This is a genomic window from Butyrivibrio sp. AE3003 (assembly GCF_000686065.1).
Taxonomy (GTDB): Bacteria; Bacillota; Clostridia; order Lachnospirales; family Lachnospiraceae; genus Butyrivibrio; species Butyrivibrio hungatei_A.
On record NZ_JMLX01000001.1, the window covers coordinates 2,502,349 to 2,527,172 of the forward strand.

The 24,824-nt window shown below is 42.4% G+C and carries 17 protein-coding genes, 6 tRNA genes and 1 pseudogene; 1 reads left to right on the forward strand and 23 read right to left on the reverse strand.

Annotated elements, in window-relative coordinates; all coding sequences use genetic code 11:
• Positions 1–154 precede the first annotated feature (154 nt).
• From CD00_RS19430 to ftsH, 6 genes are all read right to left on the reverse strand, one after another.
• Positions 155–4,489, reverse strand: coding sequence for an Ig-like domain-containing protein (locus tag CD00_RS19430; RefSeq protein WP_026656188.1), 4,335 nt, complete (start codon positions 4,487–4,489; stop codon positions 155–157).
• A 242-nt stretch (positions 4,490–4,731) separates the two neighbouring features.
• Positions 4,732–6,603: an excinuclease ABC subunit UvrC gene (uvrC, locus tag CD00_RS0112035; RefSeq protein ID WP_026656189.1), complete on the reverse strand. Its 1,872-nt coding sequence runs from the start codon at positions 6,601–6,603 to the stop codon at positions 4,732–4,734.
• A complete protein-coding gene (locus CD00_RS0112040; protein WP_026656191.1) occupies positions 6,596–7,033 on the reverse strand; it encodes a hypothetical protein in 438 nt (145 codons plus the stop codon). Before CD00_RS0112040 ends, uvrC begins: the two co-directional genes overlap by 8 nt.
• Before the next feature lie 3 nt (positions 7,034–7,036).
• On the reverse strand, positions 7,037–8,734 hold the full coding sequence (locus tag CD00_RS0112045; protein ID WP_026656192.1) for a serine/threonine protein kinase: 1,698 nt from the start codon (positions 8,732–8,734) through the stop codon (positions 7,037–7,039).
• 9 nt (positions 8,735–8,743) lie between these two features.
• Positions 8,744–9,553 (reverse strand): PP2C family protein-serine/threonine phosphatase, encoded by an 810-nt coding sequence (locus CD00_RS0112050; RefSeq protein WP_026656193.1) that lies wholly within the window; start codon positions 9,551–9,553, stop codon positions 8,744–8,746.
• Between the two features lie 195 nt (positions 9,554–9,748).
• Positions 9,749–11,944 (reverse strand): ATP-dependent zinc metalloprotease FtsH, encoded by a 2,196-nt coding sequence (gene ftsH / locus CD00_RS0112055; RefSeq protein ID WP_026656194.1) that lies wholly within the window; start codon positions 11,942–11,944, stop codon positions 9,749–9,751.
• Positions 11,945–12,215: 271 nt separating this feature from the next.
• Here ftsH and CD00_RS0112060 point away from each other — a divergent pair, with 271 nt between their 5' ends.
• Positions 12,216–13,829: a CTP synthase gene (locus CD00_RS0112060; protein WP_026656195.1), complete on the forward strand. Its 1,614-nt coding sequence runs from the start codon at positions 12,216–12,218 to the stop codon at positions 13,827–13,829.
• 147 nt (positions 13,830–13,976) lie between these two features.
• Here the strand turns inward: CD00_RS0112060 and pckA are convergent, their stop codons facing one another.
• From pckA to CD00_RS0112140, 17 genes and pseudogenes are all read right to left on the reverse strand, one after another.
• Positions 13,977–15,590 carry a phosphoenolpyruvate carboxykinase (ATP) gene (gene pckA / locus CD00_RS0112065; protein ID WP_026656196.1) on the reverse strand — a complete coding sequence of 538 codons (1,614 nt, stop codon included), beginning with the start codon at positions 15,588–15,590 and terminating at the stop codon, positions 13,977–13,979.
• Between the two features lie 175 nt (positions 15,591–15,765).
• Positions 15,766–16,624, reverse strand: a pseudogene (rsmI, locus tag CD00_RS21410) (16S rRNA (cytidine(1402)-2'-O)-methyltransferase).
• Between the two features lie 25 nt (positions 16,625–16,649).
• On the reverse strand, positions 16,650–17,390 hold the full coding sequence (locus CD00_RS0112075) for a tRNA1(Val) (adenine(37)-N6)-methyltransferase (protein WP_026656199.1): 741 nt from the start codon (positions 17,388–17,390) through the stop codon (positions 16,650–16,652).
• On the reverse strand, positions 17,377–18,309 hold the full coding sequence (locus CD00_RS0112080) for a PSP1 domain-containing protein (protein ID WP_026656201.1): 933 nt from the start codon (positions 18,307–18,309) through the stop codon (positions 17,377–17,379). Before CD00_RS0112080 ends, CD00_RS0112075 begins: the two co-directional genes overlap by 14 nt.
• Positions 18,287–19,354 (reverse strand): DNA polymerase III subunit, encoded by a 1,068-nt coding sequence (locus CD00_RS0112085; protein ID WP_026656203.1) that lies wholly within the window; start codon positions 19,352–19,354, stop codon positions 18,287–18,289. Before CD00_RS0112085 ends, CD00_RS0112080 begins: the two co-directional genes overlap by 23 nt.
• Positions 19,355–19,366: 12 nt before the next feature.
• The gene (locus CD00_RS0112090; RefSeq protein WP_026656205.1) at positions 19,367–19,807 is read right to left on the reverse strand and encodes a YaaR family protein; all 441 of its coding nucleotides are present in this window, start codon (positions 19,805–19,807) and stop codon (positions 19,367–19,369) included.
• 81 nt (positions 19,808–19,888) lie between these two features.
• Positions 19,889–20,482: a guanylate kinase gene (locus CD00_RS0112095; RefSeq protein ID WP_026656207.1), complete on the reverse strand. Its 594-nt coding sequence runs from the start codon at positions 20,480–20,482 to the stop codon at positions 19,889–19,891.
• Positions 20,482–21,891, reverse strand: coding sequence for a pyruvate kinase (gene pyk, locus CD00_RS0112100; protein ID WP_026656208.1), 1,410 nt, complete (start codon positions 21,889–21,891; stop codon positions 20,482–20,484). The genes CD00_RS0112095 and pyk overlap by 1 nt, the downstream gene beginning before the upstream one ends.
• A gap of 43 nt (positions 21,892–21,934) precedes the next feature.
• A complete protein-coding gene (locus CD00_RS20890; RefSeq protein WP_051594183.1) occupies positions 21,935–22,819 on the reverse strand; it encodes a hypothetical protein in 885 nt (294 codons plus the stop codon).
• Complete coding sequence (locus CD00_RS19440; protein WP_051594184.1) at positions 22,797–23,387, reverse strand: aminotransferase class V-fold PLP-dependent enzyme; 591 nt, start codon at positions 23,385–23,387, stop codon at positions 22,797–22,799. The genes CD00_RS20890 and CD00_RS19440 overlap by 23 nt, the downstream gene beginning before the upstream one ends.
• Positions 23,368–23,973, reverse strand: coding sequence for an HD domain-containing protein (locus tag CD00_RS0112110; RefSeq protein WP_026656209.1), 606 nt, complete (start codon positions 23,971–23,973; stop codon positions 23,368–23,370). Before CD00_RS0112110 ends, CD00_RS19440 begins: the two co-directional genes overlap by 20 nt.
• Positions 23,974–24,158: 185 nt before the next feature.
• A tRNA-Phe gene (locus CD00_RS0112115) sits at positions 24,159–24,231 on the reverse strand.
• A gap of 6 nt (positions 24,232–24,237) precedes the next feature.
• Positions 24,238–24,311: transfer RNA gene (locus CD00_RS0112120), tRNA-Met, on the reverse strand.
• 130 nt (positions 24,312–24,441) lie between these two features.
• A tRNA-Tyr gene (locus tag CD00_RS0112125) sits at positions 24,442–24,523 on the reverse strand.
• Positions 24,524–24,529: 6 nt separating this feature from the next.
• A tRNA-Thr gene (locus CD00_RS0112130) sits at positions 24,530–24,602 on the reverse strand.
• Between the two features lie 30 nt (positions 24,603–24,632).
• Positions 24,633–24,705: transfer RNA gene (locus CD00_RS0112135), tRNA-Val, on the reverse strand.
• Between the two features lie 32 nt (positions 24,706–24,737).
• Positions 24,738–24,811 (reverse strand) — tRNA-Asp (locus CD00_RS0112140).
• Positions 24,812–24,824: the final 13 nt, after the last annotated feature.

Here is a 24,824-nt window from a genome sequence, read left to right on the forward strand (position 1 = left end):
GCATGCGGGCTAATACGCCCAGCATCGTTTATAGTACCGCAGTTCTGCGCAATTGACAATATATTTTCATACGAAAAAACAAATGTGAAATTATTTTTCCCAAACAAAAAAGCAGTCGTTAAACTGCTCTTTTGTTTGTTATTTATTTTTTTATTTATTTCTTCATCCTAATAAGCCAGATTGCTCCGCCGCCGACTGACAATGTTGCGATTGCAGCAATTGCAAATACAAAATATGACATGCTGTTTGCAGGGCTTGGTACATTTCCGGGCTTATGTCCGGGCTCGGGATCCAAAGCAGTCTTATTATCATCAATTACTTCCTGCTTGGTTGTTACGAGTATTCCGCCAATTGCCATTGTTTCCTTATTACCTGCGAGGTCCTCGGCAATAACCGTGATTTCCTGTACCTTATCGGCTTCCTTAAGTGTAAGACTTCTTACTCCGCCTTTTTCCTCAAGCTCTTCTCCTGTACAAGAATCAATTTCTTCTCCGTTATTGCAGATAGAAAGCTTTGATACGCCCATGTTATCTGTTACGTTGACGTTGAAGTCGAGTGATTCCTGTTTGTATACTCCGCCTTGTTCAATTCCTGCGGCAACAATTCCGGGTGCGGTCATATCAATTGCAAAGGATACTTCTGCATCTCTTGATTTGTTATCCTGTACGTTTGTAGCTTTATCTTTACTGTAAACGGTTAATGCATAAACACCGTCTTCATTGAAGTTGTTCTTGGAAATTGTGTATGTGTATGTCTTCCAAGATGTTTCATTTCCCTGCTGCTTAACTGAGAAATCTTTTCCCTTTCTGAGGTCCTTGATATCTCCGTCGCGGCTTATTGAAACGTTCTTCTGTGTGAGCTCGTCGATGTTGATCTCTGTGATCGTGATATCCTTGGGCTCATTTATGTAGTACTTCTCGTTGAACTTCTTTGCAACGTCACCGATTACGAATACCGAACCGTGACGGTTAACTGAGAACACAAGCTTATCCTTGGTCTCGTTTCCTGCCTTGTCGCGAACTGTTGCTTCGAGTACATACAGGTCATCCATCTTCTTATCGTGTGAGAAGTCGCTGTATGAAACTGAGAAGCCGTTCTCAATAGGCTTAATTGCACATTCTACGTTTACGCCGCCATTGTTTGCGCCCTTAAGAGCAACTTTGGAAGCCTCTATATCAATGTACTTATCTCCATAAACTACTGAAGGTGCTACAACACCGTTGTTTGCTGAGTAGTTTTCAACTCCTGAGAATGTTACTTCAGGTGCTGTCTTGTCGATGATGAATACATCTGATGTAAATTCTTTTGATGTATTTCCTGCAAGGTCTGTGCACTTGATTGTGTAGCCGTATGTTCCATCCTCACTGAATGAGATATGTGAAACGTTGTTGAAGTTGTTTGAAGCAAATCCTGCAAGTGCCGGTACCGATGAAACATCAGGAATAGACTGAGGTGTAACTTCAACGAGCTTGTCTGCAAAAGACATTTCCTTAATGTCTACGTTTGCAACTCTTGTGTCCTTGTAGAACTTCTCGTTTCCAACAGCTATTTTGTTGTATGTAACATTTATTTCAGGTGATGTGCGGTCAATTACAAATTCTTTTTCATAAACATTCTTTGACTCATTTCCCGCTCTGTCCTTGCAAAGGAAATTGAAGCTGTAGAATCCGTCTTCCGCAAACTTAATTGTACGTGTGTATGTGTTAAGGCCTGTGTTTGCCCATCCGTCTACTTCTGCACCGCCAACTTTCTGGTCGATATCAAGTGTTTCTCCCTCGTTGTAGAAAGAGAAGTCTGTAACTGTGAGAGTAGCTGTTCTGGGCTTGTTGTAGTACTTGTCATTCTGAGGATCGTTCTCATCAAATGTAAGTGTTACCTCAGGTACTGTAGTATCTACACCAAACTTGTTTCCTTCTGCGCTTTCGTGGTTCTCGGACATATCATAAGCTTCAACCGAAATCTGATACATTCCGTCGCCGTCAGTTGTAAATGTGATCTGATGGCTCTCATCTCCAAGGTCTCCGCTCCAGTCATTAAGAGGTGCATGACCTACTTCTGCGCCTGAAACATCAAGCTTTTTGATATATACAAAAGACTTAGTCTCATCAAGCCACTTCTCATCTACCTTAACGGTTACCTGCACGTTCTGTGCATAGTACTTGTTTCCGTCTGCCGAAGGAGCTTCTTTATCATAAGAAATCTCAATCTTGGGAGCTGTTGTATCAACAACCATCTCATTACTGAGCGCTGTATTTTCCTGATCGAGTGTATCCTTAGCATATGTCTCGATCTTGTATGTTCCGTCGCCTTCAAGTCTGAAATCGTAAACAGCCTTATGCTTTCCGTCGCTCTCTTTTTCATTGTAAGAAGGAATAGCATACTTGAAGTTGTCTCCGGAACCTTCTGTAAACTTGATAGAATCAATATCAAGATCCATATCTTCGATTGTTACCGTACCGCGACCATTGCCGCCAAAATACATTCTGTTCTCGTCCTGTGCAACCATTCCGTCAACGTCGTAAACGATGGTAGGTGCAGACTTATCGATAACGAATGAACCTGTTCCGCCTTCAACGTGATCTGCCACGTTTCCTGCATAGTCTCTGATACTTACTACTTCTACATCGTATTTGCACTCTGATAATCCGCCATATGAACGAACTCTTTCCTCAAATACGTAATATTCTTTATCACTCTTGCCGCTTGCATCGTTAATTGTCTTTTCTCTTCTCTGGCCGTTTACGTTGTAAACAATACCGTAGAATCCGCTGGTTTTCTTATCTTTTGTCTCGCCGTCGCAGTTCTTTGGAACCTTGATAAGGACATTTATGTCTTTGTTTGAAGCAAACCATCCGAATCTGTCATACAGACGAAGGAATCTCTCAAAAGGAGTGAGCTTCTCTTCTTCACCGTCTACTATAATTTCTGCAGAAGGTGCTGTGTTATCGATTCTTACTGTCTTCTTTGCAATTGTCTTTGCCTCTTTGTCTCCGTAGAAAAGACATTTTACTTCATATTCTTTTTCGCCTTCTTTTACAGGAAGCGGAATATTGGCTCTGAATGTATATCTTCCGCCGTAGTTGCTTCTTGAGATATCTACCTTTGTTGATACATCGGATACTGTGATCTCCTGAACCTCACGGTTGGATATACCTGTTACTTCAAGCATAAAGTTTGATTCATTATGTGCTGCAAGTGAATACCAGTCTTCCGTCTTTGTATTTACTCTGAAATCCTTCTCTTCATCTGAAGCATAGTAGCAGATAAGAGGAATATCTCCCACTCCGCTCTCTGACTTGTTTCCAAGTTTATCTTTAGCGATTACCTTTACGATCTTGTAATTTCCGTAATTTGAAGGAGACCATGAATATGAACCGTCATCTCCTGACATTTCACGCTGTGTGCCATATGAATCTACGGCATAAACCTTATCAACGCCCGATCCATCGTCAGTAACTTTTACTGTGAAAGCAGGCTTTGACTTGTCTGAACCTGCTACAACAGCTTCTCCGTTGCTTCCTGTGTAATCCGCATCTCCCTTTGCTCCGGGCTCTGAGATTGCAGGAGCGTCTTTATCTGTCACATCAACTTTACCTGTGAACTTGAACCTATTCTCGCCGTCCTTCAGGTCTTCCAATTTGCATGTGATGGTATGTTCCTTTGCATCTACAGTGAACTCGTCACCTGAAACAAAATACAATTCATAAAAACTTGCAATAGAATAGCTGAAAACAACCTCTGCAGAATCTTCTTCTCCGTCAACATTAAAAGAATAGTATCTGCCTATGTCATTCTTATCCTCAGCAGAAATCTTCAATCCGCTATTGCCTTTGTTCTGTATATCGAAACTTATTGTAACCTTTTTATCTTTTTTCTTAACAGGCTTTTTGTCTGTATCTTCCTTCTTTTCAGTCTCTTCAGGTGTGGTCTCCTGCTTGTTCTCAAGTACGTCGTCTACGTTCTTTACAGGTTCTACCACATCCGGTGTGCTTTCATCAGACTTAGAGCTATCTTCATTCTTATCACTTTTCTTGTCACTCTCGTCCGACTCTTTGCTCTTATCAGTCTTGGAGTCAGTTGTCTCTGTGGTTTTCTTGTCTTCTGAAGCCTTAGTCTCTGAAGCTTTCTCTTCTTTAGACTTATCTTCTTTTGCCTTTTCTTCCTTAGATTTGTCCTCTTTGGCTTTTTCCTCTTTGGAGTTATCTTCTTTGGCTTTTTCTTCAGCAGCTTTCTCTTCTTTAGCCTTATCTTCCTTGGCTTTTTCCTCAGCAGCTTTCTCTTCCTTAGCCTTATCTTCCTTGCTTGTTTCCTCTGAAGCCTTTTCCTCAGACTTCTTCTCTTCAGTAGCCTTCTCCTCCACTGCCTTCTCCTGAGCAGTTACTTCCTCAGCAGAAGCCGTGATTGTGGCATAGTTTCCGAACAAAAGAATCGGTATCAACATTACCGGAAGCATTCTTTTCGCCATAGACCTTAATTTGACCTTCTTCATACTTTCCTCCAAGCTATCCCAGACTTTTCTCATGCTTTTTCCCAAGCATTTGTAATCAAGCTGTTAATGAATTGTTATTGAATGTTAATTCAGCTTCGCTAATATTACATCTTTTTTTTGATAATAGCAATAGATTTTCTGCTAAAAATATCGAAAATCGCATTAAATTTTTCAATTAAAAAAAGTGGCCTTTTTAGCCACTTTTTAAGCATGTGTTTTTTCGGATAAATTAATCAGATATTCTATTTATTCCCGCTTAAAAACTCCTTAATTTTTATCGCAACATTTACAGGAATCCCCGGAACTTCAGCAATTTCCTCAGCTGAAGCATTTCTTATGTCTTCTATGGACTTAAAATGCTTCATCAGCGCCTTCCTTCTCGACGGACCAATTCCCGGGATGTCATCAAGCGAGCTTTTAACCTGCGCTTTACTACGTAGTGACCTGTGATACTCGATAGCAAATCTATGCGCCTCATCCTGTATCCTTGTGATAAGTTTGAAGCCCTCCGATCTTGTATCTATCGGAAGCTCGACATTGTTATAATAAAGCCCTCTGGTTCTGTGATTGTCATCCTTCACCATTCCGCACACAGGGATGGTGATTCCAAGTTCATCGAGAACTTTCAGACAGATATTGACCTGTCCTCTTCCTCCGTCCATCAATATCAGGTCGGGAAACTTGGTAAAACTTCCGTATCTTGCGTCAATCTCCCTTACTTCAAGGTCTTTCTTTTCTTCGATTCCATGAAGAAGCCTTCTTGTCAGCACTTCGTGCATGCACGCATAGTCATCGGGCCCTGAAACCGACTGGATTCTAAACTTCCTATAGTCGCTCTTCTTGGGCTTTCCCTTTTCGTAAACTACCATGGAACCTACATTTGCAAAGCCGCTTATATTGGAAATATCATATGCCTCCATTCGGCTGATATCCTTAAGTCCAAGGAGCTTTTCTATCTCTTTTACAGCGCCGATGGTTCTGCCCTCTTCGCGTTTTATCCTCTCTTTATCCTTGGACAAAATAAGCCTTGCGTTCTGAGCCGCAAGTTCCATGAGTTTTTCTTTTTGTCCTCTTTCGGGAACGGTTATGTAGACTCTGCTGCTTTTCCTCTCGCTGAGCCATTCCTGAATTATCTCCATATCCTCAATGGGTTCAGGAAGCACCAATTCTCTGGGAATAAAAGGTGTTCCGGCATAGAACTGCTTAACGAAATTGAGAAGGATTTCTTTTTCCGGATTTTCTGACACATGAGTCATATAGAAGTGTTCTCTTCCGATCAGTCTTCCGTCCCTTACGAAAAAGACCTGTACCACTGCATCGTTCTCGTCTGAAGCTATAGCGATTATGTCTTTGTCTTCCATTGACGAGTCTGTCATTTTTTGTTTCTGGGCAACGACTCTGACACTCGAAAGAAGATCTCTGTATTTCGCAGCGGATTCAAAATCAAGTTCTTCCGAAGCATCATTCATCTTCTGCTCAAGCTCTTTTATAATAAGCCCGTAGTTTCCGTTTAAAAATTCAAGCGCCTTGTCAACGCGCTCTCTGTACTCTTCCTTGGTAATATCGCCTGTACAGGGACCGCTGCACTGCTTCATGTGGTAATTAAGGCACGGTCTGTCCAGCCCTATGTCCCTTGGAAGAACCCTGTTACATGTCCTAAGGCCATAGAGTTTGTTTATAAGATCGATCGTATCCTTAACAGCCGCAGCACTCGTAAACGGGCCGAAGTATCTCGATCTGTCTTTTTTAATCAATCTGGAAAAAAGAACTCTCGGATAATCCTCCGAGACTGTCACTTTAATATAGGGATATGTCTTGTCATCTTTTAGAAGGGTATTATACCTGGGACAATGCTCTTTGATGAGATTATTCTCAAGAACGAGGGCTTCGAGCTCAGAATCCGTCACGATATACTCAAAGCGGGCAATCTGCTCAACCATTCTGTCTATTTGCGGTCCTCTTCCGATATTTGCTCGAAAATAAGACCTGACACGGTTGTGCAAGTTAACCGCTTTCCCAACGTACATTATGGTGTCGTTTGAATCACGCATAATGTATACGCCGGGCTTATTGGGAAGTTTCTTTAATTCTTCTTTGACGTCAAAATCACTCATCGCCTCTGTTAACTATTTCTCTTTCAACAACAAATTCTGAATCTTTTATTGCGTTTAATACTGTTGTTGCGTATTCTTCGCTACTCTCAAGCACCGTTGTGCCTTCTCTCTGCATGGTACCTGTAGGTGCAAGGACAACTGTTCCGTCTTCATCGGAAATCTCCATCGCTGCAACTCTCGCAAGACCTTCCGATGTATTCCATGAAAGCTTGGCCTTATTGTTGCTTCCGTAAACATCTGCATGGACGCTTCCGGCTTCCGCTGATTTCCTTAAGTTTTCTATTCTTTTTCTGGCCTCGGTTCCCGTAAGCACGGCTATATAATGCCTTATATCAAGCTTAATCCACATTACTATGGCAAGCACAAGCATTATAAGCGCTACTCCGGCGGATATGAGCGCCATAAGGTTGTATAATTCTATATCGTTCATCTTTTATCCATTCTTCTTTTTGCCTGCGGCGGTTTCAAGCGCATCCTTTGCAAGCGCTAAATTTCTCTGGTCTTCGCTGACAAGTTCTCTGGTTCTGTCTGTAAGCTCGTAGTTGCTGACGATATAATCAATGCTTCTGAGTAAGAGGGTTATCTCATCATTAATTTCCTCATATGTTACTCCGTCTTTCAAAAACTTATCCGCATTGTTATATACCTGGCTTGCTATCTCCTTATAGATGATAAGCGCCGTTGTTTCGTTATCAACAGCTGCGATATCGCCGTCTGCTATCGCTACAAGGTCACCCCAGAACTCTTTGTAACTAACCACTTTATCGCCGTTCTTAGTTGAATTACCTATCACGTTGTAATAACCGGCAATCTTTCCGAGACGCTTCGCTCTTTCCTGCTGCGCAGTTGATAGCTTATTGTTTTCTGCAGCAATCTCAAGCCACTTGATTGCCATCTGCTTATTGCCTTCTTCCTTATAACAATAATAATATGCTATTCCAAGCTTGTAAGCTATCTCCGCATAAGCATCTTTATTCTTCGCAAGAGCTTCTTCAACGGTTCCCTCTTTTGTGGGAGTAATGAGTATAGACCTTAACTGCTTATCTTCTTCCTCAGAGAAGTTATCATCGATAAGGAAGAAGTTATCCAAAAGATCTATATACGCATCCTTATTTTCAGGCTGCATCGCTATGGCCTTCGCATACATCTCAACGGATGTAAGGTTATCTGCAGCACCTTTTGCTTCTGTTATGTAATGCGTGTAATTCTCTTTCTGTATCGTATTGGCCTTAACCTTGAATGACACCGCAGATGAAAGGAATACGACGAAAAGTGCTACTACTGCGGCAAAAAGCGCAATACTGATCTTTGCTGTCTTCTTGTATCCTCTGTCGAGCTCCTTGTAATTCTGGAGATCGTACATAACCTCCGCACAGGAGTTATATCTGTCATCAGGATTATTCTGAACACATTTCGCGATAATATACTCAAGTCCGGGTGAAAGCTGCGGATTCCAGTATCTTATAGGATACAGCTCAAACGGAGGCTCTCCGGGATTGTGTCCCGTTACAAGATGATACATTGTCGTTCCCAGACAATAGATATCCGTCCTTGCATCAGTCTGTCCCATTCCGCCGAACTGTTCGGGAGCTGCATATCCTCTTGTTCCTAGGTATGATGTATCTCCCGTATTGGCTTCCTTATATTCTCTCGCTGTTCCGAAATCAATAAGTGTAATTGTTCCGTTTGGACGGAGCATGATATTTCCGGGCTTTAAATCTCTATATATGATAGGCGGCTTTCTGGTGTGAAGGTATCCAAGCACATCACACAGCTGTATGCCCCACTCAATTACATATTCCTGCGGCTGAGGTCCAAGGAGCCTAAGCGCTTTCTCCAAGGTGTTTCCTTCAATGTAATCCATTACGATGAGGAATCTTCCGTCCTCGTCTATGACATCCACTATACTGGGAAGATAGGGATGTGAGAGCTCTTTTAACAGATCGGTCTCTGTAATTAGGCTCTGACGCACAACGCGGTAGTTGGTAACTGCGTCTTTTCTGACCTCTTTAATTGCCCACTGCTTGTTCGCACGCTCATTCATAGCCAGGTAAACGGTACTCATACCACCCTGACCAATAATATTCAGTACTTTATACTTGCCGCCGACAATGCTTCCAATTTCTAACATATGTTTCCCTTAATCTATGGCAATATGGATTGCGGAAATGTTATCTGTCTCGCCTCTTTCCTTCAAAAGATCAACCATATTGTCCAGTTCCTTCTTCATTTCTTCCTCAGATAAAGCTCTGCTCTTCGTGAATTTACTAATTATTTCTCCTTCGGAAAGTTTCCTCCAGAATCCATCCGAGCACATAAGTATCGATGTACCGGGGTTAACCCTGCCTCGTACGAACTGAGGCACAACTATATCCGACGCACCTACGCACTGCAAAAGAATACTCTTCTGCGGGCTCTTCTCTGCCTCTTCCTCAGTCATAAGGCCCTTGTCCATCATATCCTGCACTACACTCTGATCATGTGTCAAAAGAGTCATCTTATTTGATTCAACGCTGTAAACTCTTGAGTCTCCGACATTCATGATAAGATAGTCACCGGCAACTTCTATAAATGCAACTATTGTGGTTCCGAGTCTGCATCTGTTCTCATCGCCGTATCTTAATATATTGATGTTGATATCTCTTACAAGCGACATCCAGTGGCGCTCAACTTCTGTCATTATATCCGGCTTCTCCACCGTATCAAGGCGCTCTGTCGAGTTTTCTCTCGTAAGTGCCCTCGGAAGGTCCGTAACAAACCAATGTGCAAAGCCTTCGATTGCTGTCGCACTTGCAACTTCTCCGTGGGAAAGTCCACCCATTCCGTCACACAAAACTCCCATCACTATCCTTCCGTATGCGGAAGTACTGGCAACCTTCACCATCGTGGCGTCCTGATTGACCTGTTTGACAATTCCTTTATCTGTACTTATACAAATCTTATAATTCATTCCTGATCTACCTTATGTTCTCTGTGTCTGTATTACCGCGAAAAATCGCCATTTCGTAATCACAGCACTGACTACAGCGCATTAACATTATAATATACCGATGATAATACGACAATCCGTTAATGCAAAAACCCCCGCCATCTGCATTTTTGCCGTTATACAGGCGCAAAACCAAAAAGCGGGGGGAATTATTATTTACTTATTGTCAAAATTATCCGGAACGTGTGAAAATCTTCCGCCTGAAGCATTCTCTTCGGATGCTGTTACGCTCTTTTCCTCAGTCTTTTCTTCAGTTGCAGGTGCAATCTGCTCCTCTGTTTCCTTGGGAGCTTCAGCCTTCTCTGCTTCTTTTGAAGCCTCGGAATCATTGTCTTTTTTCTTGTTTTCCCTCAAAGGAATATTCTCGCCGATCTTGGCAGATTCAGGTCTTACAGCGTAGATACGCTTTTTCTTTGACTCCTCTGCCTCTTCCTCTGTGGGTTCAGGGATGCCTTCAACTTCCCTGTATATCTTCATGAATTCTTTTCCTGTTATTGTCTCTTTCTCAATAAGGAACTCAGCTATCTTGTCGATCGTATTAAGGTGCTCACTGAGGATTTTCTTGGACTTCTCATAACATTCTGCAAGAAGTGCCTTAACTTCCTCATCAATAAGTGTTGCAGTCTCATCACTGCACTGAAGGACTCTGTTTCCGTCAAGATATCTGTTCTGGATGGATTCAAGCTGCATAAGTCCGAATCTGTCACTCATACCGTAAAGTGTGATCATATTCCTTGCAGTAGCTGTTGCATCCTCGATATCCTGCATAGCACCTGTTGTTACAGTATTAAATATAAGTTCCTCAGCCGCACGTCCGCCGAGCGAAACAATGAGCTGCTCCATGAGTTCATCTTTTGTTCTTAAATGGTTCTCATCCTCAGGAAGACGGAGAACATATCCAAGTGAGCCCTTTGTTCTGGGAACTATGGTAATCTTCTGTACAGGCTCTGTATTTGAAAGAATAGCGCTCACAAGAGCATGACCAACTTCATGGTAGCTTACAAGCTTACGCTCTTCTTTGCTGAGAATTGAATCCTTCTTCTCTTTTCCTGCGATAACCTGTTCAAAAGCTTCCATAAGGTCTTTCTGGCATACAAATTCTCTTCCTGCCTTAACCGCATTGATAGCAGCCTCATTGATCATGTTGGCAAGATCGGATCCTACCGCACCGCCCGTTGCAAGAGCAAGTTCCTTAAGATCAACGGTCTCATCCATCTTAACGTCCTTGGAATGAACCTTAAGGATTTCTTCTCTTCCCTTAAGATCGGGTTTATCAACGATGATTCTTCTGTCGAAACGACCGGGTCTTAAAAGAGCTTTATCAAGGATCTCGGGTCTGTTTGTTGCTCCGAGGATAAGTACACCCTTTGATGAATCGAATCCGTCCATCTCAGAAAGGAGCTGGTTAAGTGTCTGCTCTCTCTCTTCATTTCCGCCGCCGTACTTATTGTCACGGCTTCTTCCGATGGCATCGATCTCATCTATGAAAATGATACAAGGCGCATTTTTGCTTGCCTCGCTGAAAAGATCTCTTACACGGCTTGCACCGACACCGACATAGAGCTCGATGAAGTCTGAACCTGCAAGTGAGTAAAAAGGAACGTGTGCCTCGCCCGCAACTGCCTTGGCAAGAAGTGTTTTACCTGTTCCGGGAGGTCCCACAAGAAGTGCTCCCTTTGGAAGCTTAGCTCCAATCTTGGCGTACTTTGACGGATTATGAAGGAAATCAACGACTTCCACAAGTGACTCTTTTGCCTCATCCTCACCTGCAACATCCTTAAACGTCACGCCGGTTTCTTTCTGAACGTAGACCTTGGCATTGCTCTTACCTACACCGAGAGGGCCGCCGCCTCTTCCCATTCTTCTGAAGATCACTGAAAGAATGAGCCAGAATATAAGTACAGGTGCAACATACTGAAGAATGAACGAAACGATAAGTCCCGCATTATCGGGAACTTCGCTGCTGACTTCAACTCCCGCATCAAGCATTCTCTTTGTAAGGTCGCTGTCATCTTCCGCTTTACCTGTAAAGTAAGTAATCTGGTCCACACCTGCCCAATATGCATATCTAAGGCTGTTCTGATCCTTGTTTTCCTCTTCCTTGGGATAAATGTTTATCCTGTCGTACTCGATAACTATTTTCTCAACTTTTCCCTCATTGACCATGCTGATAAACTCAGTGTAAGATATCTCTTTGTTGGTCTCTGAAGAAAATGCTCTGAGAAAATATGTCATGCAGACCATTGTAATAAGTGCTGCAACAAGTAACAAAATAATATTTTGTCTTCTTGGTGAATTGGATCCACCGCCCCCCATGGGGTTGTTATTTCTCTGATTTTGATTGTTATCCATTCTATTTATTCCTTATATCTATATGCTATACTATTGTAGTAATAATGTTTCAGTCGACACTATTTTCTGAAAAGTCGACAGCATGTGGGCTTTTGCCCTCACATTTAACCATTATATAGTGTACAATTTATTATTTCAATTGTTGATTCTGAAAGTTTTATTAAATTATTTCCACTTATGTATAGATTTTACTCCGGCGAAATTATATAATAATAACTTGTTTTGTTATTAAAATTTTTATCTCGTCAAAAGATCAGGAGGAATATTTAAAATGGCAGTAAAGTATATTTTTGTGACAGGTGGTGTCGTATCCGGACTAGGTAAGGGAATCACCGCTGCTTCACTCGGAAGATTGTTGAAGGCACGCGGCTACAAGGTTACAATGCAGAAATTTGACCCTTACATCAACATCGACCCCGGAACAATGAACCCCGTTCAGCACGGTGAAGTTTTCGTTACCGAAGACGGTACTGAAACTGACCTTGACCTTGGTCACTATGAAAGATTTATTGACGAGAATCTTGATAAAAATTCCAACGTTACAACCGGTAAGATTTACTGGTCCGTTCTTCAGAAAGAGCGCCGCGGAGATTACGGCGGACGCACAGTACAGGTTATCCCTCATATCACAAATGAGATCAAGAGTAAGTTCTACAGGAACTTCACAGATGATGAGACACATATCGCGATCATTGAGGTCGGCGGAACAGTCGGAGACATCGAAAGCCAGCCTTTCCTTGAAGCGATCAGACAGTTCCAGCATGAAGTAGGTCACGAGAATGCTATGCTCATCCTTGTTTCTCTCATTCCTTATCTTCGTGTTTCTCAGGAGATCAAGACAAAACCTACTCAGTCAGCTGTTAAGACTATGCAGGGAATGGGTCTTCAGCCCGACGTTATCGTATGTCGTTCTGAGGTTTCACTCGATCAGGATACCAAGGACAAGATCGCACTCTTCTGTAACGTACCCAGCAATCACGTTCTTCAGAACCTTGATCTTGAGTATCTCTATGAAGCTCCGCTTGCAATGGAAAAAGAGCATCTGGCTCACGTTGCATGTGAGTGCCTCGGCCTTAATTGTCCCGAGCCCGATCTCACAGACTGGAAGGCAATGGTTGATACTCTTTACTCACTCAGCCACGAAGTTAAGATCGCACTTGTCGGAAAGTATACTCAGCTCCACGACGCATATATCAGTGTTGTTGAAGCTCTTAAGCACGGCGGTATCTCTAATCAGACAGCCGTTGATATTAAATGGGTAGATTCTGAAGAGGTTACAGAAGACAATGTTGCTTCTATTCTCTCAGATGTTGACGGTATCATTGTTCCCGGTGGTTTCGGCGACCGTGGTATCGAAGGTATGATCCACTCTATCAAATATGCCCGCGAGAACAACGTTCCTTTCCTTGGTCTCTGCCTTGGAATGCAGCTTGCTATCATTGAGTTTGCAAGAGATGTTATCGGATACAACGATGCTCACTCAATCGAGTTTGATCCTAACACAACTCATCCGATGATCGCTCTTCTTCCCGATCAGAACGGCGTAGAGGATATCGGCGGAACACTTCGTCTCGGTTCATATCCTTGCGTACTTGATAAGGATTCAATGGCTTACAGACTCTTTTGTTCAGAGAACATTACAGAGCGTCACCGTCACAGATACGAAGTAAACAACGATTACAGAAGTGTTCTTGTAAGTAACGGAATGAAGCTTTGCGGATTGTCACCTGACGGACGTATTGTTGAGATGATCGAGCTTCCTGAAAACGATTTCCACATCGCTACACAGGCTCATCCCGAACTTAAGTCTCGTCCCAACAGGCCTCATCCTCTTTTCTCAGGCTTCATTAAGGCTTCCCTTGAGCACGAGAAAAAGAACAGCTAAGAATTAAAAGTAAAAATATTGAGCTATGGTTATGAATAATAAATCACTTCATAAACCATAGCTCTTTTTTATATCATGCTATATTACAAAAGGCGCCGAGATATTCTCTCGACGCCTTTTATCATAAGTCCAAGACTTAATTTTAAATTAAAGCTGAGGGCCTGCAGCAACAAGTGCCTTGCCGTCTGCGTTTCCTTCGTACTTCTTGAAGTTCTTGTTGAATCTCTGTGCAAGATCCTTAGCCTTTGCTTCCCACTCAGAAGCATCAGCGTATGTATCTCTGGGATCAAGGATTGCAGGATCAACTCCGGGAAGTGATGTAGGAACTTCGAAATCGAAGATCGGGATCTTCTTTGTCTCAGCCTTGTTTACATCACCGTTAAGGATTGCATCGATGATTCCACGAGTATCCTTAATAGAAATTCTCTTACCTGTTCCGTTCCATCCTGTGTTTACGAGGTAAGCCTTAGCTCCGCTCTTCTGCATCTTCTTAACGAGCTCCTGAGCGTACTTTGTAGGATGAAGCTCAAGGAATGCCTGTCCGAAGCAAGCTGAGAATGTAGGTGTAGGCTCTGTGATTCCTCTCTCTGTTCCTGCAAGCTTAGCTGTGAAACCTGAAAGGAAGTAGTACTGAGTCTGCTCAGGTGTAAGGATTGATACAGGAGGAAGTACTCCGAAAGCGTCAGCTGAAAGGAAGATAACGTTCTTCGCATCAGGACCTGCAGAGATCTTGTTAACCTTCTGTACGATGTTGTCGATGTGGTTGATAGGATAAGATACACGAGTATTCTCTGTTACGCTCTTATCTTCGAAATCGATCTTTCCGTCTGCTGCAACTGTAACGTTCTCAAGAAGAGCATCTCTCTTGATAGCGTTGTAGATATCAGGCTCAGACTCTTTGTCAAGGCCGATAACCTTAGCGTAGCAACCACCTTCGAAGTTGAATACACCGTTGTCATCCCAGCCGTGCTCGTCATCACCGATGAGGAGTCTCTTAGGATCTGTTGAAAGTGTTGTCTTACCTGTTCCAGAAAGACCAAAGAAGATTGCTGTGTTCTTTCCGTCCATATCTGTGTTAGCTGAGCAGTGCATAGAAGCCATGCCCTTAAGAGGAAGGTAGTAGTTCATCATTGAGAACATACCCTTCTTCATCTCTCCGCCGTACCATGTGTTGATGATAACCTGCTCACGGCTTGTGATATTGAATGCTACACATGTCTCAGAGTTAAGTCCAAGTGCCTTGTAATCCTCAACCTTTGCAAGTGAAGCGTTGTATACTACGAAATCAGGCTTGAAATCTGCAAGCTCTGCATCTGTAGGCTGAATGAACATGTTCTTGATGAAGTGAGCCTGCCAAGCAACCTCAACGATAAAACGAACTGCCATACGAGAATCTTTGTTTGCTCCGCAGAATGCATCAACAACGAAAAGTCTCTTGTTGCAAAGCTCGTTCTTTGCGATCTCCTTAACCTTTGCCCATGTCTCTTCTGTCATAGGATGGTTATCGTTAGGATACTCCTCTGTTGTCCACCATACAGTGTCCTTAGAATTCTCATCCATAACGATATATTTATCTTTAGGTGAACGTCCTGTGTAGATACCTGTCATAACGTTGACAGCACCAAGTTCTGTGTCCTGTCCTTTCTCATAACCTGTAAGTTCAGGCTTTAACTCTTCTTCATATAAGCACTCATATGAAGGGTTATGAACTATCTCAGTTGTTCCTGTGATACCATACTGACTTAAATTAATCTCTGCCATCTGATTTGACCTCTCTTCTTTTATTTTTGATCTTATGTAATAAATTGTACTCTCTTTTCAATCATCTTTTGAAAAGAAAACAAATTATGACCGATACTTCTTTTATACTACAAAGTCTATCTTTTAACAAGAATTTAGCACAAAAAAAACAAATTCGACTGAAAAATGCTATGGCTTACTTCTCGTTGTTTTCCAAAAGAGCTTGATATATCTCGCGTTTTCCGACTCCTCGGTCCGCAGCAACTTTTTTCATCGCATCCTTATGAGAAAATCCCTCATCTTCATAATATTTCATATGATCTTCGATGCTCATTTCTTTCCAGCTCTGCCTTTTTTCTTCTTCCTGTTCCTCAAGGCTTTTCCCTTCTAGAACAAGCACGTATTCACCTCTGGGTTCATTTTCTTTGTAAAAAACAATGGCCTGTGCAAGTGTCGTTACGTTAACTTCTTCAAACTTTTTTGTAAGCTCTCTGCATATGCTCACTCTTCTGTCTCCGAGAGTTTCATAAAGGTCATCAAGAACCGCCCTGAGGTGATGAGGCGCTTCGTACAATATGATCGTCCTGCTCTCGGTTTTCAGATCTTCGAGAATTCTTTTTCTTGCTTTTTTATCATCCGATGCGGGTAAAAAAACCTTCAAAACAAAATCTTCTCGTACTCAGCCCCGAAAGTGTAAGTGCAGTTATACATGCAGCCGGTCCAGGAAGAGAAGTTACGGGCACTCCGGCCTTATGACACTCAGCCACAAGAACTTCACCCGGATCTGATATCGCGGGCGTTCCCGCATCTGTTATAAGAGCAACATCTTTTCCCTGCTGCATCTGCTCAATAAGATACTGCGCCTTGTCATATTTATTGTATTCGTGATAGCTTGTCATTTCAGTGTGGATATCGAAGTGATTAAGAAGCTTAATGCTGTTTCGCGTATCCTCTGCCGCAATGAGATCTACCTGCTTAAGTGTGTCCAAAACCCTGAAGGTCATATCGTCGAGATTTCCTATGGGTGTCGCACACAGATATAGTGTTCCGCTCATCCGTATTTCCTTTTTGATGCTTTTATCAATATCCGTAGATGTCGAATATTTCCTTTGTGTATTTGCCCTGTTCTTCGTAGATTATGAGAGGACTCTCAACTTTTATCCTTGATTTTCCTCCCCTTACTCCTTCAATGAGAACCATGCCGGGCTCTTTGTCGATAAAAGGATGAACCATCCTCATTCTCTTTGGCTCCAGCTTATATTCATGCATTGTGACCATTATCTCCGCAAGTCGGAACGGTCTGTGTACCATGTAGAACTTGCCGCCGGGCTTAAGGCATTTTGCCGCCGCTGCCACTACATCTTTTAACTCACACAGAACTTCGTGTCTTGCAATCGCTTTCGGCCCGTCCGGATTCTGCAGTCCGTGCCCACCGATCATGTAAGGCGGATTACTTGTCACAACATCAAAAGAAGCAGCTCCGAATATCTGACCTGCCTCTTTAATATCGCCTTGAATTATTTTCACCCGATCTCGGAGGTCGTTTAGTTCAACGCTTCTGTCCGCCATCTCAGCGCTTTCAGGTTGAATCTCCAATCCTATAAGTTCACTTGCCTTGGTCTTGGCTGCCATCAATATCGGTATTATTCCGGTTCCGGTTCCAAGGTCAAGCACTCTGCCATTTTCCGGTGCATCCGCAAATCCCGACAATAATACCGCATCCATTCCAAAACAAAATTTTTCGGGATCTTGTATTATCCTATAGCCGTTCCTTTGAAGATCATCCAGTCTTTCTCCGGGTTTAAGATTAATTGTCCCCAAGTTTTGACTTTCCTTCCTGTTTCTCTATGCGCTCAAGCTTCTCAAGCTCTTTGACATCCTCATCATCACGGTGATTGTCTTTTGTATTATTCTTTTTCTTCTGTCTCTTCTTGGTGTACTCAATCTCATCAAGCTTATAATCGTGTACTTCCTTCTCGTCGTCAACATCGACAAGGAGCTTTATCGTCTGGCGAAGGATATTAACGCTCGCAACTTCACCCTCGTATCCGTCCTTCGTCTTGCAGAAGTCACCGACTCCTGGCATCATGCGGTTAAGCTCTTCGTAAACATCCTCTTCGTTTTTAAGACAGCACATAAGTCTTCCGCAAACTCCGGAAATCTTGGTCGGATTAAGGGAAAGGCTCTGCTCTTTGGCCATCTTGATCGAAACGGGAACGAAATCGGAAAGGTAAGTGTGGCAACAAAGTGTTCTTCCACAAATACCGTAACCACCGATAATCTTGGTCTCGTCTCTTACGCCGATCTGCCTGAGCTCAATCCTTGTCTTAAATACAGCCGCGAGATCTTTTACCAGCTCTCTGAAATCTATTCTGCCGTCCGCAGTAAAGTAAAAGAGAATCTTGTTATTATCAAAGGTATATTCAGCGTCTATAAGCTTCATCTCAAGATTGTGCTTCTTGATCTTCTCAAGACAGATCTTGAATGCCTCTTTCTCTTTTTCCCTGTTGGCCTTCTCCTGCTCGTCGTCTTTAGTACTTGCTGTTCGAAGCACCGATTTGAGTGGCTTGACAACCTCGCTGTCTTCCACCTCTCTGGGCTCTCCAACTACTGTTCCGTACTCAACTCCACGGGCTGTCTCTACGATTACGTGATCGCCTTTTTTGATCACATACTTTCCCGGTGAAAAGAAATATATCTTTCCGGCTGTTCTGAATCTAACGCCGATTACTCTTGTCATAAATGTACCCCTTAATTGCAATGAGCATAAGCTCAAGTACAAGATCTATATTAACATTGGAGTTTATGCGATTTCTCGCTTGATCCATTGTTTTTATTATTTCGTTCAGTTTTTCATATGAAATGTTAACTGTAACACTTCTAATATACGACAACTTATCAGTGAAAATCAAGTGATCGGGATTCTCAGTCGCCTTGTAGACAAGCATATCCCTGAACAAAAAAACGAGAATATCCATAAAGTCTTCAAAGTTCTTTGAGTCGATTCCTTTTTTCGCTGTCTTGGCGTCTTCTTCCAAAGGCGCAAGCAGAGTATGCAGCCTGTCCATGATATCGTGGATCTCAAGCCGCTCTAACTTAGATATAAGCTCAATCGTGGAATCTTTGAGGTTTTCAAAACGCTCATTTGACGCAAGTTCCAGCGCTTTTCCGACATTTCCCCTCGCAAAAGACGCACAGAGCATCGCCTTATAATCCACCACCTGACACTCTTCCATAAGATATTTCTTGATAGAATCGTCCTGAGCAGGCTTCATTGGCAGTACTATGCATCTGCTTATGATTGTCTGCAGAAAAGCATTGATATTGCTTGTAAGAATTATTATGACTATATATGACGGCGGCTCTTCAAGCGTCTTAAGAAGCGCATTCTGTGCTGCCGGTGTCATCTTTTCGCCTTCCGGGATGATGTACACTTTATGCTTACTCTCATATGGCTTTATGACAACATCATCGCGTAGTTTCTGTCTGATGTCGTCAACACCTATACTTCCCGGCTTCTCATGAGTTATCGTTATTATATCGGGATGGCTGTCACTTAGTGCCTTTACACAGGATGGGCATGTGTTGCACGCTTCCGTGTATCCGTCCCGCTCTTCTCTGTTCTCGCACTGGAGTGCCTTGGCAAAAATTCTTGCCACAAATTCTTTTCCCGAGCCGACTTCTCCGGATATTATGTATGCATGAGATATTTTATCCGCCAAAAGAGCATTCTGCATGTGTTCTTTTAGCTGCCCCTGATCGATAATCTCGGAAAAATCCGCCATTTTCACTCCTCTTTAAGTAAATATGTCCAGCAATAACCCCTGTATCTGACCTATTTTTGCAAGTATCCCTATGTTGTCTTTTTCATCTTTAACAAGTTCTTTTGCCAAAGCATCAAGTTCGTCATCAACCTGCCTGATTATTCCGTACACGCGATGGCGTCCCTTTCTGTCCAGAAAGTTCTCACGTGAAAAAGCATGAGACCTTGATACTACTTCATTCATAAAATCTTTAATAAGAATCCTGTAACGCTGCATGTCTTTGATGTCGTTGCGTTTCGCAATTCTCTCGCCCTGTTGAACAATATCCTGCAACATAAGATTAAGCCTCTCCGCAAGCCCTGTATCCTCGAGCTTGGAAGTAAGCATAAACTTAAAATCGCCATTTGCTTCTTTGGGCTGTTCCGGCCCTGTAACCTGAGCTGTCTGACCGATATTGTTTACTTTGATATCCATGCCGCGCACCTCTTAATCCGGTATGCCGACGCACTTACTATAGATTCAATGTTCCGGCACACTTATGCTTCTACATATATTTTATCGTATTTTCTGCGCTATGTATTCAGTAATTTCCTTAATACAGTCGTCAATCTCAGCATTGTTCTCAAAACGTTTTTCTATCTTCGCTTCCGACAGCTTTGTTTCGCTAAAATCTTCTTCATCCGCAAGGAATCTTCTGCACATCTCGTCATATCTGGGATTTTCCTGCTCATCCTCGCGATGCATTGCGCGCTCAAGCCTTGTTCTTGCGCTTGTGTCTATATAAACAGGCACCACATTTTCTTTTCCAAAATAATCTCTTATGTAGCAATAGGACTCAAGTGTACCGATTATCAGATAGTCGCCGTCACTTAAGTCGATCTGTCCGTCATCAGCCGTAAAATATCTCCAAATGCCACATTTGGTGTTGTATGCGCGCTCTTCGATTATCTTGTTATCTGCCTTAAGCTGCTTATACTCTTCTTCATTCTTGAAAAGATACTGAACACCGTCTGTTTCGCCCTCACGCATGGGTCTTGTAGTGTAAGAGACAACTTTTTTAAGTCCCAAATCTTTTTCTCTCATGAGTTCACGATAGATAGTGTCTTTTCCAGACGAGCTTTTCCCCATTAAAAGAAATATTTTTCCCATCAGAGCTCCTCAACACGTATCATATTGGTTCTTCCGGGTATTCCGAGAGGTACACCCGCTGTAAGTACTACTTTATCGCCTTCCTTGAGAAGTCCTGCGTTCTTTGCGGAATTGATTGCTTCTTTAAAGAGTTCGTCCGTTGTATCTTCCTGTCTGATGTGAAGAGGTGTTACTCCCCACATGAGGTTAGTCTGTCTGCAAACCGTAGGCTTAGTTGTGCATGCGATTATCCTGCAGCTTGGCTTATATCTTGATACCATTGCAGCTGTAAATCCAGACATTGATACAGTAAGGATTGCGTCTGCACCGACTTCAGTCGCGATATTACATGTCGCATGTGAAATAGCTGTTGTAGAATCGGAAGGAGCGTAATCTCTCTTTTTAAGTCTTCCGACGTAGTCAATATCCTGCTCGGTGCGCTCTGCGATTCTAGCCATTGTCTTTACCGCTTCTACAGGATAATCTCCCGAAGCAGTCTCGCCAGAAAGCATGATTGCTGTTGTTCCGTCATATATAGCATTCGCAACGTCTGTTACTTCTGCTCTTGTCGGTCTTGGATGATGGATCATGGAATCAAGCATCTGTGTTGCTGTGATAACATATTTACCCTTTGATTCCGCTAGCTTTATCATCTCTTTTTGGATAACCGGAACATCTTCAAAAGGAACTTCTACACCCATGTCTCCTCTTGCAACCATGATTCCGTCCGCTGTATCAATAATTTCCTCAAGGTTATTAATACCCTGTGTACTTTCAATCTTTGCAATTATCTTCATGCAGCTGTTCTTTGCATCAAGGATTTTCCTGACATCAAGAACGTCCTCTTTTGTTCTGACAAAAGAAGCTGCAACAAAATCAAATCCCTGGTCACATCCAAACTCGATATCACCTCTGTCCTGCTCACTAAGATATGGCATTGTAAGCTTTGCTCCGGGAACATTTACGCCCTTCTTATCGGATATAGGTCCGCCGTTTACTACGGTACAGATGATATCTTCTTTTGTTACTTCATCAACCTTAAGCTCAATAAGTCCGTCATCAAGAAGGATTGTCATTCCCTCTTTGCAATCGGATGTAAGCTCTTTATATGTAATTGAAACTTCGTCCTTAGTTCCGGCAACTTCCCTTGAAGTCAGAGTGAACTTCTGGCCTGCAACAAGCTCCTCTTTGCCATTGGCAAAATCTTTGAGTCTTATCTCAGGTCCCTTTGTATCAAGCATAACTGCTATAGGAAGATTGAGTTCTTCACGAAGTTTCTTTATTCTGTCATATTTTCTCTTGTGCTCTTCATGTGATCCGTGAGAAAAATTAAAACGTGCAACGTTCATACCCGCAAGCATTATCTCACGTAACTTATCCTCATTCTCACTTGCCGGTCCGATTGTACAGATTATCTTGGTTCTGCGCATGTAATTCCTTTCTTGCTATAAAAAATAGTTCGCCATTTGTATATTACTTTATTGTTCTTACGTAAAAGCCCGTCCCACTGGGCTCAGAAATCACGCCTTGAACATTTAAGTCTTCTTCAATATATCCGCAAATATCCTGAATAAGTTCCTCTGAAAACTCTTCTCCCGGCACAATAAGCGGAATTCCGGGCGGATAAAGATTTATAAAATCTCCGGCCACTTTTCCTTTTGCCTCTTTAAGCAGAGTTTCCTCAGTAGGTCTATCCCATGCTTCGCTCAATTTCATTATAACATTGGGATATTCTGTAAATCCTTTTTTGCAAATTGGATCATTTACAGATGTTCCGGTATTTATCTTAGTTTTCTGGATTTTTTCATCTAGTTCCGAGACTGCTTCTATAAGCCTGTCGATACCTTCAGTCGTATCCCATCCTGACAAAATGGCAAGCGCAATTTTATCTCCCGCCATCTCAAGTTGAAGATTATATTCCTCCCGAAGTATACCATATATCTGCTTTCCTGTCATTGTCCCGCTACTATCACAGATCACAACTTTGGCAGGATCGTCTATCATCTCACGTCCCGGTATTACAATGTTCTTAAGCGATCTTGTCTTGTAGGATATTCTGTTTCTGTAGTCTAAAAGAGCTTCTATATAGCAATCTCCGTTTTCTTCCATCTCCTGCATACAAAGATCTATTGAAGCCATCAAAACATATGACGGGCTGCTTGTCTGATATATTCTCAGATACTTCTTAACTTTATCAGAAAGCTCCTCATTCTCAGAAATATGTACAAGCGAAGTCTGCGTCATTGACGGAAGAGTTTTGTGGACACTGTGGATAACTATGTCCGCTCCAAGATTAATTGTGTTTTTAGGAACGGAATCATACTCTCCGTCTTTATCATATTTTTTTTCCGAATCCAAAATGCGCACCGTGGGCAGAATCCACTATTAGTGGGATTCCTCGCTTATGACACGCATGTGCTATCCCTTTTATGTCCGAGCATCTGCCTTCATATGTGGGCGATGTAATAAACACCGCTTCAACCTTTTCATCAAGAAAGTTTTCCACATCCTCTTGTGTATAAGTTCCCGGAATTTTAAGTTCGTCATCGGATTTATCGGGAAGATATTTGATATCAAGCTCTCTTAGAAATGCCGCATGATAAAAAGATTTATGACTTCCCCTTGCGGCAAGAATTGTTCCACCCTTCTTTACAGCCGCTGAAACCGCCGCAAGCACGCCTGCCGTACTTCCATTCACACAAAAGTACGTCCTATACGCGCCATATAGCCTGTTTGCGCGTTCTTCAGCCTTAAGGATAATTCCCTCTTCATCATGAAGATTATCAAAGTCATCAATTTCTGTAATATCACAACGAAAAGCACCCTTTAACGGGGTGCTCTCAATGTTTCTTTTATGTCCGGGCATGTGAAACGGATACTGCCCGCTCTCTGAAAGCTCAATGAGCTTATTGTAAAGATTCTGCATAGTCGATTGCGATTATTCCCTTCTTCAACTTGAGCGTCTCAAGTGTAGAAGCATATTTGTCCGCAACACAAACTATCCATGCCTCTCTGCATCTGGGCGGATTAATTGTAAGCGGCCACATATGCTTTTTTATTATATCTTTCTCTCTCTTTGAGAGATTATAGTCCTTTACTGCATTCTTAAGTGCTATACCAGGATGATAGAATCCATGTAACTTGGGGTGAATATTTCCCGGAGCACTTCCATCATGCCAATCATACAAGAAATAATCATGTAAAAGAGCTCCTCTGACAAGAGATCTAAGGTCTGCTCCCGTATTAAATCTTGCATCAAACTTAAGTGCGCAAAGCGCTACATGAATACAATGCTGATAAACAGTCACATCACCGTGCTGTATAAATTTTGTCAATTGCAAATACCTCTGATCACCTAAAAGCTCACTACCATATTTTTTAAGTAAAGAAAGAATCATAGGGTCATTCTCTAATTGATCTAATATATTTGGATCAAAGTTCTCTTCGTTATATTCCTTTATATCGAGAACAGTCTTAATTGCTATCTTATCGTTTTCGTTAAGCTTAAACATGTAACTCCTTGATGAAAAATACTTCTATAACTGTAATACTTTATATATAACTCGTAAAATAATATTATTTATCTTAGCACAAAAAGAAGAAAAAAAAATAAAATCTAATGAAATACGTAAAAAAACTCAGTAAACAATATTGTCAACTGAGTCAAGATAAAGCATATTCGATTAATAAAAAAAGATGCCTAGAGTCGGAATCGAACCAACGACACGAGGATTTTCAGTCCTCTGCTCTACCAACTGAGCTATCTAGGCATGTAGTAGCGGGGACAGGATTTGAACCTATGACCTTCGGGTTATGAGCCCGACGAGCTTCCAGACTGCTCCACCCCGCGTCATTATAAAAATCCGTACCTCGTACGAATCGTATTGAATTGGGATTCACACTAAACTCGATAATACCTCATTAAGTGTTCACCCATGGCTCGCACTAAACTCGTACACTCGTTAAGTGCTCTGCACAAATGGATGGCGGTGGATTCGAACCACCGAAGCAATTTGCAGCAGATTTACAGTCTGTCCCCTTTGGCCACTCGGGAAGCCATCCATATAGAGCCGATGAGCGGACTCGAACCGTTAACCTGCTGATTACAAATCAGCTGCTCTGCCAATTGAGCCACATCGGCTTACACACACGAATTGTGTAAGAAGAAAAATGGGACCTACAGGGCTCGAACCTGTGACCCTCTGCTTGTAAGGCAGATGCTCTCCCAGCTGAGCTAAGATCCCGTTCTCTTTATTCAAACAATATTTAGTTTGAGCGACCCGAAGGGGGTTCGAACCCCTGACCTCCGCCGTGACAGGGCGGCGCTCTAACCAGCTGAGCCACCGGGCCATATTATTTAAGG

Coding starts and splice junctions, on each gene's coding strand:
- CD00_RS19430 (WP_026656188.1), bottom strand. CDS start 4,489: ATGAAGAAGGTCAAATTAAGGTCTATGGCGAAAAGAATGCTTCCGGTA.
- uvrC (WP_026656189.1), bottom strand. CDS start 6,603: ATGAGTGATTTTGACGTCAAAGAAGAATTAAAGAAACTTCCCAATAAG.
- CD00_RS0112040 (WP_026656191.1), bottom strand. CDS start 7,033: ATGAACGATATAGAATTATACAACCTTATGGCGCTCATATCCGCCGGA.
- CD00_RS0112045 (WP_026656192.1), bottom strand. CDS start 8,734: ATGTTAGAAATTGGAAGCATTGTCGGCGGCAAGTATAAAGTACTGAAT.
- CD00_RS0112050 (WP_026656193.1), bottom strand. CDS start 9,553: ATGAATTATAAGATTTGTATAAGTACAGATAAAGGAATTGTCAAACAG.
- ftsH (WP_026656194.1), bottom strand. CDS start 11,944: ATGGATAACAATCAAAATCAGAGAAATAACAACCCCATGGGGGGCGGT.
- CD00_RS0112060 (WP_026656195.1), top strand. CDS start 12,216: ATGGCAGTAAAGTATATTTTTGTGACAGGTGGTGTCGTATCCGGACTA.
- pckA (WP_026656196.1), bottom strand. CDS start 15,590: ATGGCAGAGATTAATTTAAGTCAGTATGGTATCACAGGAACAACTGAG.
- CD00_RS0112080 (WP_026656201.1), bottom strand. CDS start 18,309: ATGACAAGAGTAATCGGCGTTAGATTCAGAACAGCCGGAAAGATATAT.
- CD00_RS0112085 (WP_026656203.1), bottom strand. CDS start 19,354: ATGGCGGATTTTTCCGAGATTATCGATCAGGGGCAGCTAAAAGAACAC.
- CD00_RS0112090 (WP_026656205.1), bottom strand. CDS start 19,807: ATGGATATCAAAGTAAACAATATCGGTCAGACAGCTCAGGTTACAGGG.
- CD00_RS0112095 (WP_026656207.1), bottom strand. CDS start 20,482: ATGGGAAAAATATTTCTTTTAATGGGGAAAAGCTCGTCTGGAAAAGAC.
- pyk (WP_026656208.1), bottom strand. CDS start 21,891: ATGCGCAGAACCAAGATAATCTGTACAATCGGACCGGCAAGTGAGAAT.
- CD00_RS19440 (WP_051594184.1), bottom strand. CDS start 23,387: ATGCAGAATCTTTACAATAAGCTCATTGAGCTTTCAGAGAGCGGGCAG.
- CD00_RS0112110 (WP_026656209.1), bottom strand. CDS start 23,973: ATGTTTAAGCTTAACGAAAACGATAAGATAGCAATTAAGACTGTTCTC.